Below are 17,559 nucleotides of genomic sequence, written 5' to 3'. Positions count from 1 at the left end.
GACTTTTGCGTGAACCCTGGAAGTCAGCGCCGGACGCCAGCCAAAGCGCGCCGCTTGGCCTCGTCGATCAGCATGTTGGCCACCTGCATGCGGATCATTGCGCGCTGGCGCAGATGCGGCGCGACGCGGTCGGGGTGGTTGGCGAAGGCAAAGCTGCGGCGCATGCGGCCAAGGTCAGCGCTCTTGACGGGATGATCGAGGCCGAGCTCGACGGCGATCGCGTCAGGGTCGATCGGCGGCAGCTTTTCCTCGGGCTTTGCCTCCTCGCCGGCCAGCGCCAGCTTGGCATGATCGAGAAGGGCGGCAAATTCTGCGGCCAGATCGGCTCCCGCCTCGCGGTATTCGGCGGCGAATGTTTCGCCCGAGACCTTGATGCGGCCGGAATGAAGCTCGTCGGCCACGGAGAGATAGTCGAACGGGATCGACGGCCGGGCGCTCGTCTCTTCCGCCGCCTCATCCTTGTCGGAGGCAACGAACAGATCGTCGAGCAAGGAAGCGAAATCCCGCTTGGCGCCGATGTCAGCCTCCCCCTCGTTTTGCGCATGCGAACAGAGCCGGTCGCACCATACAACCGGCTCGTTAAAAATGAATGCCGCTGATCTTAAGGAGTTTAGGCGTTCGCCAAGCTTGCGCGGATCGGTTGTTGGTGGGGGAAGCTCAACAAAAAGCCGGACTGCATTTGCATGCAGTCCGGAAATTCGCCAGGAGTGGCGAGGAAAAGCCGGCCATGTGCCAGCGTCTATGCATACGGTGGGGACGCGCCACAAGTTTCAGCGCATGCGCCAATTGTGCCGAAAAAAATTCGCCGGGCATGGCTGCCATGCAAATGCTGCACTGCACAACCTTCACAATTTTCCTATACTCGGCTCCGTGGAGGATCAACAAGGGGCCGAATCATGGGGTTCTTCACTGAAATGTTTGCCCGTCCGCGTCCGCAGGAGCATCAGCGTTACCGCTCGGCACTGGCCTTGCTTCACTCGATGAGCAATGCCGACCGCGCCGACATCGGCGTCAAGCCGGCCGATTTCCCGCGCATCGCGCGCGAAATGTCACTGCGTTGATCAAGACCTTGGCGCTAAACCAGCGCCAGACGAAGTTTCCCGGCAGCGGCCGGGAAACCTCGCAACGGCGAATGCTTCAACGATTACCGAGATAGGCGCCCTTGGTCAGCGGCACGCCGTTGTGGCGCAGGATGTCGTAGGCGGTGGTCACGTGGAAATAGAAGTTGGGCATGGCGACATGCAGCAAATACTGCAGCCCGGGCATCGAAGCCTCGCGCTGGCCAAATTTCAGTTCGACTATCCTGTCATCCGAGCCATCGAACTCGGCGGCCGAGAACGACGCCAGAAGCTCGAGGGTCTTGGTCAGGCGCGCCTGAAGCTCGGCGAAGGTCGCTTCATTGTCCTCATATTTCGGCACTTCGCGGCGGGCCAGCCGTGACGGCGCGCCCTTGGCATGGTCGGTGCAGATCTGCACCTGCCTCACCAGCGCGTACATGTCGGGCGCCAGCCTCGCGGTCAAAAACACCTGCGGGTCGATCTTGCGCTCGGTTGCATTCTGTTCGGCCGCCGACAGCACGCCGGACAGCGCCTTCAGCCTGGCCGAAAACACCGGCACCGAGGCTTCATACATCGATAGTGTCACGTTCAAATCTCCATTGCGGCTGAAGCGCCGACGGCGGGACGTAGCGCCTTCCCGGAGGATTTTTCAAGCGTCACCACGTCGCCGCAATCTCTATGATAGACTCCTTCGTGGTGGAGATTCTCCGATGAGACGCGTCTTTCTGGCAGCGGCCGCCTTTTGCTCCCTTGCCGCATCCGGCCAGGCTGTGTTCGCCGACGATGAACCGGCAGCCGATGACCAAGCCCCTTACGTCGATGACAGGTCAGACGCCGCAGCCGTCATCCGCTCGCTCTACAGCGCCATCAACCGGCACGAATTCGCCCGCGCCTGGGCTTACTACGGCGATACCAAGCCGGCAAAGGATTTTGATACCTTCGTCAAGGGCTATGACGGCACCGACAAGGTCGACGTCGAAACCGGCGCCATTTCCGATGAAGGTGCCGCCGGCAGCATCTATTACAGCGTCCCGGTGGCCATCCGCGCCACCGACAAGGACGGCAAGGAAGCAGTCTTCGCCGGCTGCTACACGCTGCGCCAGGTCAGCGCTCAGATCCAGGCCCCGCCGTTCCGACCGATCTTTATCGACAAGGGCGCGCTGAAGCCGTCCAAGGCCGATTTCGAGGAGGCGCTGCCGCCAAGCTGTGGTGACGGGCCGCCGCCGCCGAAGAAGGACACCGCACTCGAGCAGGTGAAGAAACTGTTCGCCGCCGATTATGGCGATCAGTGTGACAAGCAATTTCTCGGCGAGGAGCCGAACATCTTTTCGATCAAATACAAGGCAAAGGACGCGGCTGCCAGCGATCCCGACAAGGAAACGCGGCTTTTCGAGTTCTACTGCCAAGCGGCAGCCTATAACGCAAGTTCGGTCTACTACATGACCGACGAAGTATCGGGCGTGCGGCAGTTGCAGTTCACCGAGCCCGAATTGGATATCCGTTACGAGAACAATGACAGCGACGGCAAACTGCTGGGCATGGATATCATCGGCTTCCGCACAACCGGCTGGGCGGCCAATTCCGAATATGACGAAGACGCCAAGACGCTGACCACGTTCAACAAATGGCGCGGCATCGGCGACGCCTCGGACAAGGGGATATACCTGTTCCGTAACGGCGATTTCTCCCTCGTCCAATATGATGTGGACGCGTCTTACGATGGCGAGGAGAACCCGCAGACGGTGGTCGACTACAACACCGCGCCGTAGGGGTCTTAGCAGGAACCGCCGCGCTTAAGCAGTCCTTCACATTCGCCTTCTCGTTTCAGGCCGCGAACGCATCGGCCGGAAGAAGGCGCGAATGTCCTCGACCAGAAGACTCGGTTCCTCCAGCGCAGCGAAATGGCCGCCTCGCGGCATCGATGTCCATCGCTGAACGTCAAAGACCCGCGCCACCCAGGATCGAGGCGGCATCGGCAACTCGCGAGGGAAAAGCGCTACCCCAAATGGCGGCAAAACGCGTTCCAGCGTCTCGAACGCAAGAGGGAACAGTCGATTCTCCTTGTAGAGCCGCAAGGACGAGGTGAGCGCGTTGCTGAACCAATAGAGAGAAACATCCGTAAGGAGCGTGTCCATGCCGAAGGTGCGCTCCACGTCACCGTCGCAATCGCTCCAGCTACGGAACTTCTCGATCATCCAGGCTGCGAGACCGATCGGCGAGTCTGTCAGAGCATAAGCAAGCGTCTGAGGCTTCGTGCCCTGCAGATGGGCATAGGCGCCCTCCGTTGCCGTCCAGGCCGCGGCCTTGTCCAGGAAGGCCTGCTCCTCAACGGTGACAGGTGGCAGACCTGCACCCAAGGGTGGCCGATAGCTCCCGGGAATGTAATTGACGTGGACGCCAAGCACGCTTTCGGAATGGAGCCGTGCCATCCAGGCGGAAACGCCCGCGCCGATGTCGCCTCCTTGGGAAGCGAAGCGGTCGTAGCCGAGCCCGCGCATCAACTGTACCCATAACTCCGCGATGCGGCCGGAATGGAAGCCTGGTTCCGTCGGCGCCTGGGAAAAGCCGTATCCGGGCAAGGAGGGAACTACCACGTGGAAAGCGTCGGCCGGGTCACCACCATGGGCAGCTGGGTCTGCCAGCAATGGAATGACGTGTTCCATTTCGATGAACGAGCCGGGCCAGCCATGCGTTATGATCAGCGGCAGCGGCGCCGGTCCGTTGCCTGGCTGGTGGACAAAGTGGACATCTAGGTTGTTCAGCCTCGTCAGATATTGCGGCAGCCGGTTCAGCCGCGCCTCTTGCACTCTCCAGTCGAAGCGGTCTCGCCAGCAATCCGCAAGGCGCTTGATGAACGGCAGGTCGGCCCCATCGTTCCAGCCCGCTTCGCTTAGCGGAATTGGCCATCGTGTTGCGCTAAGCCGGCGCTGGAGATCTTCAAGTTGTTCGTTCGGAATTTGGATCTTGAAGGGGTGGGCGTCCATCGCTGTGCTTCCGATCTGTTGGATCATATCAGCCTACACCTAAGAGGATATCGGCCGAACCATGATTGCCAAAACCAAGGGGCACCCCTGGGCGATATGCCTCAGGGCGCCTTCGACAGCATCCAGTTCAGCGTTTGGCGCCAGTCGACCATGCGGATCGGCGTGCCATGGGTGCCGGTCTCGAACCGGACGAACCGGGTCGGATAGGCTTTCGAGTTCGCAGTGATGGAGCGGAAGAAGGCTTCCTGCTTCTCCACGGGAAAGACCGGATCCTTGCTGCCTTGGCCGAAGAACACCGGCACATGGCGCCTGTAGGCCGGGCTCGACAGGAAACCGTCATCCCACAGCGAGCCGAGCAGCAGCAGCCCGTTTATGCGCCGTCCCGTATCGTTGCGGCCGGCCAGCTTCCAGCACAGCGCACCACCCATAGAGCCGCAGGCGACGAAAATCTTGGCGTCCGGCGAGGCCTCGGCATAGTGGCCGATCAGCGCCGCGACCTGGGCCGCGCCCTTGTCGCCGAAATCGGTGAAATCGGGTGAGAGATAGAGGCCGCCATTGCCGGCCATCAGGTTCTTGATGCGGTTGAAATTGCCGCCGAAGGTGAAGTCGTCGACGCCCTGCTTGCGGCTGCCGCCCTGCCCGTGCAGGTAAAGCACGATGATACCGGCGCCTTCGGTCTTGCCTACGGCGACATGCCTGACATCGCCGGCATCGGTTTTCAGCATCAAATCCCGCTGCACCTTGCGCACGCCGGTGTCGGTATACTTAGCCTGCACGCGCTTTTCCGGCACCTCGTCGCGGTCGTTGATGTCGCGCATCTCGCGATAGTCGATGACGGTGTAGGCGCCTTTGTCCGTGGACGAGAGCGTCGCCGGATAGGCGAAGAGGTCATCCTTGTAGGGTTTTAGTTCGAGCGCGTCCGCGTGGGCGGCGGAGAACAAGAAAAGAAGTGAAACCAGAAGGGTATGGAACGCGGCTACCCCCCTCTGGCCTGCCGGCCTGGCCGGCAGGCCAGAGGGGGGTAGAAGCGCTGAGGCAAGTAAAGAGAGAGCCATGCTAAAGGCATGCGTTTTTCGGCTTCGCTTTGTCAATCCTGCAGCACGCCGCCGGCGTCTTCGAGCGCCTCGCGGGTGTCGACGTCGACCGACGCGCCGTCGCCGATCTCGACGTCGATGACATCCAGTCCCTCGGCCTCGACCAGATGGCGGGCGCCGGTGTCGCCCTCGAGATGGGCGATGCCTCCAAACAGCGAACGCGGCAAAAGCACCGGATTGCCGCGGCGGCCGTCATGGGCGGCGCGCACCACCGAACGGCCGCCGTCCCTGCGGAAGGCCTCGATCAACCGATCGAGATCGGCCGATGAGATACCCGGCATGTCGCCGAGGACGATCATGGCGCCGGCCGCATCGGCTCCAACGCGGGCAATGCCGGCTTTTAGAGACGAGGACAGGCCGTCGGCAAAATCCGGGTTGTCGGCAAAGATCACGTCGAGGCCCGAGAGCGCGGCGTGCACCCGCTCGCGCTGATGGCCGGTGACGACAACGGTGGCAGAAGCCTTGGAATCGAGCGCCCGTTCAGCGGTGCGGCGCACCAGCGGCTTGCCGTCGAACAGCGCCAGAAGCTTGTTCGGCCCGCCCATGCGGCTGGAGCGACCGGCGGCCAGAAGCACGATCTCGACCTTCAGCCCGGCTCTCGCCGGCAGCGGCTCGCGCGGCTGCGGCCTGGTCGGGATTTCCATCAAGAGGCCGCCAACGCCCATGCCGGCGATGTCCTTGGCGGTGACGTCGAGACCGGCGATCAGCCTGTCGAGCACCCAATCGAAACCGTTCTCCTTGGGGCTGCGGGCGCAACCGGGCGCGCCGATGACGCGCTTGCCATCGAGCGTGCCCAGCACCAGCAGATTGCCGGGATCGACGGGCATGCCCGCGCGGATCACCGTGCCACCTGCTGCCTCGATCGCCGCCGGAACGACATCGTTGAAATCGCTCATCGCCGAGGCGCCGAAGATCACCACCATGTCGTTGTCGCGCGCCAGCGCGGCCGCTGCCTCGGCTACAGGCGCGATCTCGTGCGGCGTGCGGCGCTCCGTCGTCAGCCGGCCGCCGGAGCGTGCCAGCCGGGCCTCGGTGACGCGCAGCGTCTTGTCGAGCACGCTGGCCTTGATGCCGGGCAGCATCGTCTGAATGACGCCGATGCGCACCGGCTGATAAGCGTTGACGGCGAAGATCTCGCCACCGGCGCAGATTTTCACCACCTTGTCGACCAAAGCTGAGGCGACGGCGAAGGGGATGATCTTGACCGTCGCCACCATTTGCCCCGTCTCGACCGGCGCGTGCTGCGCCAGCGTGGCGATGGTGATGGTCGGGTCGACCGCATTGATGGCGTCGATCATGGCGGCATCGACGGTGAAGAGACCGGCGACCTTGGCATGGAGGTTGACGCGGCCGGTCGCGGCAGGTTTTGCCTCGATGTTGCGGTGGGCCATGCTGGCAGCAATCTTTTCGGCCGCCGCATCCTCGCTTAGGTCATCGGCGGCAAGCACCGCCACGACGATCTCGGTAATGCCGGCCGCCTTCAGCACCGCCACGTCCGGCGTGCTCAGCCTGTGCGCCTTGCGGAAACGCCGCTCGCCCGCCGTCGTGGCATGCGCCAGCACCGCGCCTTGCGCCTGATCGATCGGGATCGGCCCGAACTTCACGCCGCCGCGCCTTTGGCTTCGAGACCGCGCGAGCGAAAGGCGTGGATCGTCTGCGCCAGGATGGCGACGGCGATCTCGGCCGGGCTCGCCGCGCCAATGTCGATACCGATCGGTGCGTGGATGCGGGCGATCTGGTCGGCGCTGGCGCCGAGCGCCAGCAGGCGCTCGACGCGCCTGGCGTGTGTTTTGCGGCTGCCGAGTGCGCCGACATAGAAACAGTTGGCGTCGAGCGCGGCCTTCAGTGCGAAATCGTCGATCTTCGGATCATGGGTGACGGCGGCCAGCGCCGTATAGCTGTCGAGCGGCTGGCGTTTCAGCACATCCTCCGGCCATTCGGCATGGAGTGCTACATCGGGAAAACGGTCCGGGGTGGCGAAGGCGGTGCGCGGATCGACGATCTCCAGGGGATAGCCGGCGATCCTGGCCATCGGCGCCAGCGCCTGACTGATATGGACGGCGCCGACTACCACCAGGCGCGGCTGCGGCAAATGCGCGTTGAGGAAGAAGGTGCGCCCTTCAGCCTCGACCGAACCCGAATTGCCGGTGCGGAAAGCCTTGGCGATCGCTTGACCGAGATCGCCGGCAACCTGGTCGCCTTCTCGCACGATGCGGTCGCGGCCGTCGCCGAGATCGGTCACCAGGATCGCCGCACGGCGGGCACGGCGTTCGGCATTGAGGGCTTTGAGAGCGTAGGGATCCATGCCTAACCGAGCCGCTCCACATAGACCTTGATGCGGCCGCCGCAGGATAGGCCGACCTGCCAGGCGGTTTCGTCGGCAACGCCGAACTCCAGCATCTTCGCTTTCCCCGAGTCGATGACGTCCATCGCCTCGCTCACCACGGTACCCTCAACGCAGCCGCCCGAGACCGAGCCGTGAAAATTGCCTTCGGCGTCAATGACCAGATGACTGCCGGCCGGCCTCGGCGCCGAACCCCAGGTCTCGACCACAGTGGCGATGGCGACATCCTTGCCGTCCTTCATCCAGCCTTCCGCGATGATCAAGGGGTCGCGGGCCTCATCGAGATAGATGCTGTTGTCCATGATCGCTTGCCTCAAAGTCTGTTTTCTCTGGGAGCCTGTTTTTCGGAATCCAATATGGCTATGCGGCGCGCCTGACACCAGCGTCCAGCCAGCGACGCGGATCGACCGAAGCGGCCGATTTCTTGTCCAGCGAGGCGCAGAGGTCGGCCAGCGCATCGAGATTGTGTACCGAGCGGAACTCGTCGACATGAGGCAGCATCGCTCTGACGCCGCGGGCCCGCGCCTCGAAGCCGCCAAAGCGCAGAAGCGGGTTGAGCCAGATCAGCCGCCGGCAGGATTTGTGCAGGCGATCCATCTCCTCCGACAGGCCGGAAACATCGTCGCGCTCCAGCCCGTCGGTGATCAGCAGCACCACCGCGCCCTGCCCGAGCACGCGGCGTGACCAGTGCTTGTTGAACTCCGCCAGCGTATCGCCGATGCGGGTGCCGCCCGACCAGTCCTTCACCGCCGCCGAGCAGTCGGCAAGGGCGGCATCGGGGTCGCGATGGCGCATCTGCCGCGTGAGATTGGTCAGTCGCGTGCCGAAGACGAAGGTGTGCACGCGCCGCCGTTTTTCGGTCAGCGCATGCAGAAAGTGCAGGAAGATGCGCGTGTACTGGCTCATCGAACCGGAGATATCGGCGAGAACCACCAGCGGCGGATGCACTTCGCGGGCTGAGCGGAATTTCGGCAGGATCAGTTCGCCGCCGGTGCGCGCGGCCGAGCGCATCATGGCGCGTGGATCGATACGGCGGCCATGCAGGTCTGCCTTGAAGCGTCGGGTACGGACCATGTCGAACGGCAGCCGCAGCCGGGCAATCGCCTTCTTGGCGTCTGCCATCTCGTCGGCATTCATCTGGGCAAAGTCCTTGCCGCGCAGCACTTCATTCCCGGAGAAGGTTAGCCGGGCGTCGACTTCGATCTCCGGGATTTCCCTGACCGGCCGATTCTTCTCGTGGCCTTCGAACATGGCCTGGCTGACGCGGTTTTCTGCCGCGCGCGGCTTTTGCTTCCCCTTGGTGTCGGGCGCCACAGGCGAGAACATCGCCAGAAGTTTCTCGATCAGCTCGCGCGATTTCCAGAACAGCCGGAAGGCTTCGTCGAAAACAGGGTGATCCTCGTGCCGCGACACCAGCACGGCATGCAGCGTCCAGTAGAAATCGTCGCGCGAACCGATGCCGGCTGCCAGCACCGCCTCGATCGCATCCTTGACCGAAGCCGGCCCGACCCGCATGCCGGATTTGCGCAAGGTGCGGGCGAAATAGACGATGTTGTCGGCGATGCGCCCGTCTTCCGTCGCCTCTCTGGGTTCGGGCGCCTTCACTTGCCCTACTCCGCCGCCGCCAGTTCGGCCTTGACCTCGTCGAGGATACGCCGGCCCTCGCCCGCGCCGATGCGGGCAATGTCGTCCTGGTATTTCAGCAAAACGCCGATCGTGTCGGAGACGGTTTCGGGATCGAGCGCCACCTTGTCGAGTTCGGTCAGCGCGCCGGCCCAGTCGATGGTTTCGGCGACGCCCGGCGCCTTGAACAGCTCGACCCGGCGCAGCTTCTGAATGAACGACACCACTTCCGCGGAAAGCCGGCTGTTGGCCTGCGGCACCTTGCGGCGCACGATCTCCAGCTCGCGCTCGGCATTGGGATAGTCGACCCAGTGATAGAGGCAGCGCCGCTTCAGCGCGTCGTGGATTTCCCGCGTGCGGTTGGTGGTGATGATGACGATCGGCGGCTCCTCCGCCTTGATCGTGCCAAGCTCGGGCACCGTCACCTGGAAGTCGGACAGGATTTCGAGCAGGAACGCCTCGAAGGCTTCGTCGGTGCGATCGAGTTCGTCGATCAGGAACACCGGGGCAGCACCCGCCTTGCCCGTCAGCGCATCGAGCACCGGGCGGCGGATCAGGTATTTTTCGGAAAAGACATTGCTCTCCATGGCGGAGCGGTCGACCGAGCCTGCCGCCTCCTCCATGCGGATCTCGATCATCTGCGCGGCGTAGTTCCACTCATAGACGGCGGAGGAGACGTCGAGCCCTTCATAGCATTGCAGGCGGATCAGCCGCCGGCCGAGTGCCTGCGCCAGCACCTTGGCGATCTCGGTCTTGCCGACGCCGGCCTCGCCCTCGAGGAAGAGCGGCCGCTGCATGCGCAGCGACAGGAACAGCACCGTTGCGAGCGAGCGGTCCGCGACATAGTCCGCGCCGGTCAGGAGATCGAGCGTTTCGTCGATCGTCCGCGGCGCGGGGCGCGGTTTCAGCTCGGTCATTCTTTCTCCGTTGCCGCCTCTGCTCCGCTCTGCAGCACGTGGTAGTCGCGGGCGTGGTAGATCAGCGGCCGCAAATTATCGCCCATGCGCAGGCCTGTCACCTTGCCAAAAAGCACACGATGGGTGGCGAGATCCTTGGTGTCCATCAATTCGCAGTCGAAAACCGCAAGAGCGCCCTTCAGGGTAGGCGCGCCCGTCGATATAACATCCCACTCGCCAAGCGCGAAACGCTCATCGGCCGACAGCCCGGTCAGGCCTGAAAACGCCACCGATAGCGGCTGCTGGTGCGAAGCCAGCGTGTTCAGCGCAAACCGGCCGTTTTGCACGAACAGCTCGTTCTTGGCATTCTCGCGGTTGAGACAGACTAGAACCGTCGGCGGCGTGTCCGACACCGAACAGGCGGCAATCACCGTCGTGCCGCGTTTGCCGGCGGGCCCGTCGGTGGTCACCACATGGACGTGGCCGGCAAAATGCGCCATCGCGTCGCGATAGGCCTGAGGCCCTATGTCGTTCAACTTCAACACCGATGATTTTCCATAAGCGGGAATCCAAGCGTTATATATGGCGGCACACAATAGGCCACAAGCGAAGTGGTTGACGCCAATCCGCAAATTCCCGTGTTGCGCCTGGGGCGGGCAGCCTTTAGGTCTTGGCGGAAGAGACGCTGGAAGTATGCGACCGGCACGGAGGAATTCGTCGTCAGAATGCGACCCCTAACAGCTGTAATAGCGGCACTGCTCTGGCTGCTGCCGGCAAGCGCCGGCGCGCAGACTTTGCTTGTCGGCGTCGCCGCACCCCTGTCCGGTCCGTCGGCGATCCTGGGCAAGCAGATCGAGGCGGGTGCTGCCCTGGCAGCAGAAGCCAGCGGCGCCGAGATCAGGACGGTCGACGATGCCTGCACCGCCGATGGCGGGGCTACCGCCGCCAGGGAATTCGCCGCTGCGAAGGTCGATATCGTCGTCGGCTTCCTCTGCACCGAGGCGATCCAGGCGGCGCTGCCGATCCTGAAGGATGCCAACATACCGGTCATCACCGTCGGCGTGCGCACCGAAAGCCTGACCGACCGCCGCGCCAAGACCGGCTGGCCGGTCTATCGGCTGGGGCCGCGCGGCGACGACGAGCGCAATGCCGTGGCCGCCATCCTCACCCGGCTGTGGCAAAGCGAATTGTTCGCCATCGTCGACGACGGCACCATCTATGGCCGCGAAATCGCCGAGACGCTGCGCGCCGCGGCCGAACAGGCGGCGCTGAAGCCGGTCTTCACAGACACGTTCCGGCCCCAGCTCGACAACCAGATCGGGCTGATCGGCCGGCTGAAGAAATCAGGCGCGACGCATGTCTTTGCCGGTGGCGACGGCGACGACATCGCCATTATGGGCCGCGACGCCGGCCAGCTCGAGGCCGGCATCGTCTTTGCCGGCGGCGAGAATTTGCGCACGCCACCCGGCGATGTGCCTTACGCCATCGGCACGCTGATGATCGCGCCGCCGGAATGGGCCGATGTCGCCGATCCCAAGGTGCTGGCGGCGTTTACGGCCAAAAACATCGCGCCGGATGGCTATGCCTTGCCGGCCTATGCGGCGGTGGAGATTGCCAAGACGGCCTCGGCCGCGCCCGAGACCTCGGGCAAGGGGCTGGCCGACGCGCTAACCGGGCATGATTTCACCACCGCGATCGGCCCGCTACGGTTCGACGACAAAGGCGATCTGAGCCAAAACCTCTATCGCGCCTTCCGCTTCGACGGGACGCGTTTCGTGCCGGCGGAGACGAATTGATGTTTCGCACCGGGCCGCGCAATCTGATCACCGATGTCGCCGGCTTGCGCGTCGGCAACGCGTCGGATGCCAGGCTGAAATCGGGCGTCACCACCGTATTGTGCGACGAACCGGCGGTCGGTGGCGTGCAGATCCTCGGCGGCGCGCCGGGCACGCGCGAGACCGACCTGCTCGAACCGCATAATTCCATCGAGGCGGTTCATGCCGTCGTGCTGTCGGGCGGCTCGGCCTTCGGCCTCGACGCCGCCTCCGGCGTTCAGGCAGCGTTGCGTGAAAACGGCATAGGCATCGATGTCGGCGGCTTTCGCGTGCCGATCGTGCCGGCGGCGATCCTGTTTGACCTGCGCAATGGCGGCGACAAGGCTTGGGGGCGTTATCCGCCCTACCGCGACCTCGGCTACGAAGCAGCTCAGGCGGCAACAGTCGACTTTCCGCTCGGCACAATCGGCGCTGGAACCGGCGCGCTAAGCTCCGGGCTGAAGGGCGGCCTCGGCTCGGCCTCGACCGCGCTCGACAGCGGCATCACCATCGGCGCGCTCGCCGCCGCCAACCCGACCGGCTCGGTGACGATTGCGCGTACACGCTATTTCTGGGCGGCACCCTTCGAGATCGGCGATGAGTTCGGAGGCCTCGGCTATCCCTCGCCGATGCCGGACGACGCCAGGCGGATCCTGTTGAAATACCGCGACAAGCGTGTCGGTGGACAAGTCGAGGCCGGTGGTAACACCACCATCGCCGTCATCGCCACCGATGCCGTGCTGACCAAGGCGGCAGCCAAGCGGCTGGCCATTTCAGCGCATGACGGCTTCGTGCGCGCCATCTGGCCGGTGCACACGCCGGCCGACGGCGATCTGGTGTTCGCGCTGGCGACGGGGAAGAGCGGCATAGAACTCAGCGCCGACGATGCCGTCGATTTCTTTGCCACTGCCGGCGCCACCATGGCGCGCGCAATCAGCCGCGGCATCCATGCCGCGACGCCGGCCGAAGGCGACCTGTTTGCGGTGTGGTCGTCGCGCTGATTTTCAGTCAGGTCGGGTCGGACTCTTCTTCCTCGAAGCTGACCGCGACATCCGAATTTGCCGACAGCCAGACTTTCTGGCCCTCGACCTCGGCAAGCAGGCTCAAGGGAATGTAGTGGTGATGCCCCTGATGGGCGCCCTCGCCGCTGTCGGCCTTGGTCAACTTGATCCGCTCGCCATCGACCCTGTCGACGGTGCCGATGTGAACGCCGTCGGCGCCGACCACTTCCATATGCTCGCGAATCTTGCTGGCCTCAGTCATGGGGTGTTCTCCTTTTGAAAGCGATCGACGATAACAAACAGAGGCGAAATTGGATGCATCGCCTTTCGAATAGCACGATGTTTTGACTGTCTCGTGATAGGGAACGATCGAACCACGGCAGGCGGAGCGGAACCCCGATGCGAAATCTCGTCCTGATTGGCGTTTGCCTGCTGGTCCATCTGGCATCCGCCATGGCCGCCCGAGCGGGCGATGTCGCCGAGCTTGAAATCCTCGGCTTCAGCAAGGATGGCGGCGTCTTCGCCTTCGAGGAATACGGTGTGGCAGACGGTTCGGGCTTTCCCTATGCCCAATCGCTACTACATCAACACCGCCGACGACACGTTCCTGAAGGGCACGCCAATCCGGGTCCGGCTGGAGGATGAGACCGCCTCGCTCGATACGGCCCGTCAGCAGGCCAGGCAGAAGGGCGAAGCAATCATTGCCCAGGCCGAGCTTACCGCCAACCGCGGCATCACCGCCGGCTTCAACCCGGTGACCGAATTGTCGGCCGACCCGTTCCGCATGGTGGTCAACCCACGGCCGATCTTTTCGCCGGTCGACCCGCCGCTGGAATTCCGGCTGGACGAGATCGGCATGAACGACACCGAAAGCTGCCAGAGCCAGGGCGAGGTCAACGGTTTTCGCCTGCTGCGGATCGAGGCCAGGGATGGCGGCCAGACCCATCTGCTGCATGAGTATAAATCGATCCCGAAAAGCCGTGGCTGCCCGAACGGCTACAGGATCGGCGCGGTGCAGACGTTCTCGATGGACAGCATCAGCGCCTATGCGGTGCTGATCGCAGTGCGCCAATACGGCTTCGAAGGACCGGATTTTCGCTGGATCGCCGTGACCGGACGCCTGTGACATCGCTCGATCAATCCAGTTGGCGCAAGCGCGCCGGAAATCGCGTCAGCCGCGCCATACCATCGACGGGCGCGGCGCTTGTCGGCGCCTTGCTGTGGGCGATGGCCATGGGCGCCAGCGCGCTGACCGGTCTTTGGCTCGACAATTGGGAGACCCCGGAAAAGATCCGCTTCGTCGTCCTGCTGTTTGCGACCGGCGCGGCATTGGCCTTTCCCGTCGGGTTGTTCGCGGCGCGGCTGGTCTCGCTCGACCGGCATTGGGAGGTGGCGTTCGCCGCCGCCTTCGTCTGCCTGCTTGCCACGACGCTCGCCTTCACCGGCGGGTTGTTTGCGCTGCAATACCGCTCCTATTATGCCGAATGGCACGCGGAGGCCTTCACCGCCCGGTGGGCGTTCGAACTGGTCTTCACCTCGCTGACGGCGCTCTACCAGTTCGTGGTGCTGGGTATCAGGCTCTATTTTCCGCTCGGATTCATCGCGCTTGCCGCCGCCAGCGTGTGGTTTGCACGCCAGCAGCGTTGAGCATTCGGTCCGCCTCTGATAGGAGGCGCACTTAACCACCGACATATCAGGACTGACGGATGATCCCTCGCTATTCCCGGCCGGAAATGGTCGCCATCTGGTCGCCGGAAACCCGCTTCCGCATCTGGTTCGAGATCGAGGCCCATGCCTGCGATGCGCTAGCCGAGCTCGGCGTCATCCCCAGAGAAGCCGCCAAAACCATCTGGGAAAAAGGCGGCGCCGCCCAATTCGACGTCGGCAAGATCGACGAGATCGAGGCCGTCACCAAGCACGACGTCATCGCCTTCCTCACCCATCTCACCGAATTCGTCGGGCCGGATGCGCGTTTCATCCACCAGGGCATGACCTCATCGGATGTTCTCGACACCTGCCTTGCGGTGCAGCTCGGCCGCGCCAGCGATATCCTGCTGGCCGACCTCGACGGCCTGCTCGCCGCGCTGAAGCGCCGGGCCTTCGAGCACAAGGACACCGTCACCATCGGCCGCAGCCACGGCATTCATGCCGAGCCGACCACGTTCGGCGTCAAGCTGGCGCAGGCCTATGCCGAGTTCTCACGCTGCCGCGAGCGGCTGGTGCACGCACGGGAGGATATTGCCACCTGCGCCATATCGGGCGCGATCGGCACCTTCGCCAACATCGATCCCTATGTCGAAGAGCATGTGGCGAAAAAGCTTGGGCTGAAGCCGGAGCCGGTGTCGACGCAGGTCATCCCTCGCGACCGCCATGCCATGTTCTTTGCCACGCTCGGCGTCATCGCCTCGTCGGTCGAGCGGCTGGCGACCGAGATCCGCCATCTGCAGCGCACCGAGGTGCTGGAAGCGGAAGAGTATTTTTCGCCGGGCCAGAAGGGCTCGTCGGCAATGCCGCACAAGCGCAACCCGGTGCTGACCGAAAACCTCACCGGCCTTGCCCGCATGGTGCGCTCCATGGCGCTGCCGGCGATGGAGAATGTGGCGCTCTGGCACGAGCGCGACATCTCGCATTCCTCGGTCGAGCGCATGATAGGGCCGGACGCCACGGTAACGCTGGATTTCGCGCTGTCGCGGCTCACCGGCGTCGTCGACAAATTGCTGGTCTATCCCGACAACATGCTGAAGAACATGAACAAGTTCCGTGGCCTTGTGCATTCGCAGCGCGTGCTTTTGGCGCTGACGCAAGCCGGCGTCAGCCGCGAGGATGCCTACCGCCTGGTGCAGCGCAACGCCATGAAGGTATGGGAACATGGCGCTGATTTCCTTGAGGAATTGTTGGCCGACAAGGAAGTCACCGCAGCGCTGCCCGAAGCCGAGATCCGCGAGAAATTCGACCTGGGCTATCACACCAAGCATGTCGACACGATCTTCAAGCGGGTTTTCGGATAGGATCTTCCATGCGGCTGGCTGTCCTTTCCGACATCCATGGGAATCTGCGCGCGCTTGAGGCGGTTCATGCGCAGATCAAAGACGCTTCTCCCGACATCATCGTCAATCTGGGCGATTGTCTCTCCGGGCCGCTATGGCCTGAAGAAACCGCGCAATATCTGATGGCACAGAATTGGCCGACCGTGCGCGGCAATCACGACCGTGTGCTGGTCGAGCCGCCTGCTTCCGGGTTGGAAGACGTCGATGCTTTCACCCACCAATGCCTGTCCCAGGCGTCATTGACCTGGCTCTCCGCATTGCCGGTCACCCTGTCGCCTGCCCAGGACATCCTGCTTTGCCATGGCAGCCCCAGTGACGACGACGTGTTCCTGCTCGAGGAAGACGGAGGCAGCCACTTCCACCCGTCCAATGAAAAGCAGATCAGGCACAAGCTGGGCAGCGCCGGCGCCGGGCTGACCTTGTGCGGCCATACACATACGCCGCGCGTTGTGCGCTTGTCGGACAACCGGACAATCCTCAATCCCGGCAGTGTCGGCGTCCAGGCATTCCCAGGTTTGACTGTGACCGGCAGTCCGGATGCCCGCTATGCCCTTGCCACGCGCAAGGACAGACAATGGTCGTTCAGCCATCATACGGTCAGCTATGACTGGACCGAGGCGTCCACCCGCGCGACAGCCACCGGCTTCGACAGCTGGGCGCATGGGCTGCTGACGGGCTACGCCGCCACTTCCTTGTAAGAACCGAGCGGGCGCTCAGCCGGCGGCGCCCGGCACGGTGCGGATAACCGTGCCCCACGGATCTTCCCGCGTGGTTTCAGCGGTTGTCTTGTCCGACCGCATCTCGACCCAGGCCAGACCCGAGCGGGACGGATCGCGGCGGCCGGCGCCGGCGCTGTGCCACGAATTGCCACCGATATGATGGTGGTAGCCTCCCGACGACAGGAACACCGCCTGCCCTCCATACTTAGCGACCGTGTCGAAGCCAAATTCGTCGTGCCACCAGGCCTCGGCATCTTCCGGCCGGCCGACGCGCAGATGGACATGGCCGATAATGCTGTTTTGCGGCGCGCCCTGCCAGCCGGCGTCACCGGCCGGCACGCTGCCAACCACGGCGGCCAGATTCAGCCGCTCGGTCGCCATGGCGATCTTGTCGCCGTTCCACTTCCACTCCTGCGGCAGACGGTCCCTATAGACTTCAATGCCGTTGCCTTCGGGGTCGGTCAGGTACAAAGCCTCGCTGACCAGATGGTCGGAGGCGCCCTCGATGCGGATCTTGTTGGCGGCGGCATGGTTTATCCAACGGCCGAGATCGGCGCGGCTGGGCAGAAGGAAAGCGGTGTGGAAAAGGCCGGCGCTGCGCGGATCGTCGGGCTTGGCCGCTGCGTCAGGCTCGATGACCAGCAGCGGGCGCTCGGCAGCGCCCAGCGTGATGGCGCCATCGGCGCGGCTCAATTCCTGCAGGCCGACAACAGCCCGGTAGTAATCGGCAAGTCCTTCGGCGTCGCGCGCCTTCAGGCCCACGCGTGACACGCTGACGGGGGTCGTCGCGGCAAAAGGCAGTTCGCTCATAAAACTCTCCGTTCAGCGCGTTATCCCAGGCCGCGCCACCAGTCTATTCTGTTGTCCATCTCTTCCTGCCTCAAATCGTCGATCCTGATCGTTCACACAAGATGGAAAGAATCGAACAGGTTGTTCACGATTGTGATGCACCGCATGCGTCAGCGCGGGTTGCACGAGA

The 17,559-nt window shown here is 63.7% G+C and carries 19 protein-coding genes and 1 pseudogene; 8 read left to right on the top strand and 12 right to left on the bottom strand.

Annotated elements, in window-relative coordinates:
- Positions 1-23: 23 nt before the first annotated feature.
- A complete protein-coding gene (locus AC3EML_RS19275) occupies positions 24-491 on the bottom strand; it encodes a hypothetical protein (protein ID WP_352520267.1) in 468 nt (155 codons plus the stop codon).
- Between the two features lie 405 nt (positions 492-896).
- On the opposite strand from AC3EML_RS19275, the gene AC3EML_RS19270 reads away from it, so the two are divergent.
- Positions 897-1,061 (top strand): hypothetical protein, encoded by a 165-nt coding sequence (locus AC3EML_RS19270; protein WP_023690170.1) that lies wholly within the window; start codon positions 897-899, stop codon positions 1,059-1,061.
- Between the two features lie 76 nt (positions 1,062-1,137).
- Here the strand turns inward: AC3EML_RS19270 and AC3EML_RS19265 are convergent, their stop codons facing one another.
- Positions 1,138-1,644 carry a DUF1993 domain-containing protein gene (locus AC3EML_RS19265; RefSeq protein WP_352520266.1) on the bottom strand — a complete coding sequence of 169 codons (507 nt, stop codon included), beginning with the start codon at positions 1,642-1,644 and terminating at the stop codon, positions 1,138-1,140.
- Between the two features lie 124 nt (positions 1,645-1,768).
- Here AC3EML_RS19265 and AC3EML_RS19260 point away from each other — a divergent pair, with 124 nt between their 5' ends.
- Positions 1,769-2,827, top strand: coding sequence for a DUF1176 domain-containing protein (locus AC3EML_RS19260; RefSeq protein ID WP_352520265.1), 1,059 nt, complete (start codon positions 1,769-1,771; stop codon positions 2,825-2,827).
- 36 nt (positions 2,828-2,863) lie between these two features.
- Here the strand turns inward: AC3EML_RS19260 and AC3EML_RS19255 are convergent, their stop codons facing one another.
- From AC3EML_RS19255 to AC3EML_RS19220, 8 genes are all read right to left on the bottom strand, one after another.
- A complete protein-coding gene (locus AC3EML_RS19255; RefSeq protein WP_488505293.1) occupies positions 2,864-4,042 on the bottom strand; it encodes an epoxide hydrolase family protein in 1,179 nt (392 codons plus the stop codon).
- Between the two features lie 101 nt (positions 4,043-4,143).
- Positions 4,144-4,983, bottom strand: coding sequence for an alpha/beta hydrolase (locus AC3EML_RS19250; protein ID WP_352557205.1), 840 nt, complete (start codon positions 4,981-4,983; stop codon positions 4,144-4,146).
- A 146-nt stretch (positions 4,984-5,129) separates the two neighbouring features.
- Positions 5,130-6,740 carry an NTP transferase domain-containing protein gene (locus AC3EML_RS19245; protein WP_352520262.1) on the bottom strand — a complete coding sequence of 537 codons (1,611 nt, stop codon included), beginning with the start codon at positions 6,738-6,740 and terminating at the stop codon, positions 5,130-5,132.
- Positions 6,737-7,441, bottom strand: a complete 705-nt coding sequence (locus AC3EML_RS19240) for an XdhC family protein (RefSeq protein WP_023669076.1) — start codon at positions 7,439-7,441, stop codon at positions 6,737-6,739. Before AC3EML_RS19240 ends, AC3EML_RS19245 begins: the two co-directional genes overlap by 4 nt.
- Positions 7,442-7,443: 2 nt before the next feature.
- Entirely contained in the window at positions 7,444-7,782 is a 339-nt protein-coding gene (locus AC3EML_RS19235; RefSeq protein ID WP_023669077.1) for an XdhC family protein, read from the bottom strand.
- Positions 7,783-7,840: 58 nt separating this feature from the next.
- A complete protein-coding gene (locus AC3EML_RS19230) occupies positions 7,841-9,085 on the bottom strand; it encodes a vWA domain-containing protein (RefSeq protein WP_352520261.1) in 1,245 nt (414 codons plus the stop codon).
- Between the two features lie 5 nt (positions 9,086-9,090).
- Entirely contained in the window at positions 9,091-10,020 is a 930-nt protein-coding gene (locus AC3EML_RS19225) for an AAA family ATPase (RefSeq protein ID WP_023739379.1), read from the bottom strand.
- The gene (locus AC3EML_RS19220) at positions 10,017-10,544 is read right to left on the bottom strand and encodes a flavin reductase (RefSeq protein ID WP_023700848.1); all 528 of its coding nucleotides are present in this window, start codon (positions 10,542-10,544) and stop codon (positions 10,017-10,019) included. The genes AC3EML_RS19225 and AC3EML_RS19220 overlap by 4 nt, the downstream gene beginning before the upstream one ends.
- Before the next feature lie 180 nt (positions 10,545-10,724).
- On the opposite strand from AC3EML_RS19220, the gene AC3EML_RS19215 reads away from it, so the two are divergent.
- Together AC3EML_RS19215 and AC3EML_RS19210 are read left to right on the top strand one after the other, a co-directional pair.
- Positions 10,725-11,795, top strand: coding sequence for a branched-chain amino acid ABC transporter substrate-binding protein (locus AC3EML_RS19215; RefSeq protein ID WP_352498186.1), 1,071 nt, complete (start codon positions 10,725-10,727; stop codon positions 11,793-11,795).
- Entirely contained in the window at positions 11,795-12,814 is a 1,020-nt protein-coding gene (locus tag AC3EML_RS19210) for a P1 family peptidase (RefSeq protein WP_352498185.1), read from the top strand. Before AC3EML_RS19215 ends, AC3EML_RS19210 begins: the two co-directional genes overlap by 1 nt.
- Before the next feature lie 7 nt (positions 12,815-12,821).
- Here AC3EML_RS19210 and AC3EML_RS19205 read toward each other — a convergent pair whose 3' ends face one another.
- Positions 12,822-13,076 (bottom strand): DUF2171 domain-containing protein, encoded by a 255-nt coding sequence (locus AC3EML_RS19205; RefSeq protein WP_023669083.1) that lies wholly within the window; start codon positions 13,074-13,076, stop codon positions 12,822-12,824.
- A 191-nt stretch (positions 13,077-13,267) separates the two neighbouring features.
- On the opposite strand from AC3EML_RS19205, the pseudogene AC3EML_RS19200 reads away from it, so the two are divergent.
- From AC3EML_RS19200 to AC3EML_RS19185, 4 genes and pseudogenes are all read left to right on the top strand, one after another.
- Positions 13,268-13,940 (top strand): annotated as a pseudogene (locus AC3EML_RS19200) (DUF2259 domain-containing protein).
- Positions 13,941-13,996: 56 nt separating this feature from the next.
- Positions 13,997-14,461 carry a hypothetical protein gene (locus AC3EML_RS19195; RefSeq protein WP_023819439.1) on the top strand — a complete coding sequence of 155 codons (465 nt, stop codon included), beginning with the start codon at positions 13,997-13,999 and terminating at the stop codon, positions 14,459-14,461.
- Between the two features lie 59 nt (positions 14,462-14,520).
- On the top strand, positions 14,521-15,822 hold the full coding sequence (gene purB, locus AC3EML_RS19190) for an adenylosuccinate lyase (protein WP_352498183.1): 1,302 nt from the start codon (positions 14,521-14,523) through the stop codon (positions 15,820-15,822).
- Between the two features lie 8 nt (positions 15,823-15,830).
- Positions 15,831-16,559, top strand: a complete 729-nt coding sequence (locus tag AC3EML_RS19185) for a metallophosphoesterase family protein (protein WP_023694134.1) — start codon at positions 15,831-15,833, stop codon at positions 16,557-16,559.
- Between the two features lie 15 nt (positions 16,560-16,574).
- Here the strand turns inward: AC3EML_RS19185 and AC3EML_RS19180 are convergent, their stop codons facing one another.
- A complete protein-coding gene (locus AC3EML_RS19180) occupies positions 16,575-17,390 on the bottom strand; it encodes a VOC family protein (RefSeq protein WP_023694133.1) in 816 nt (271 codons plus the stop codon).
- Positions 17,391-17,559: the final 169 nt, after the last annotated feature.

The organism is Mesorhizobium sp. P170090, from assembly GCF_057786115.1.
This window is presented reverse-complemented; position numbering and strand designations above follow the sequence as displayed.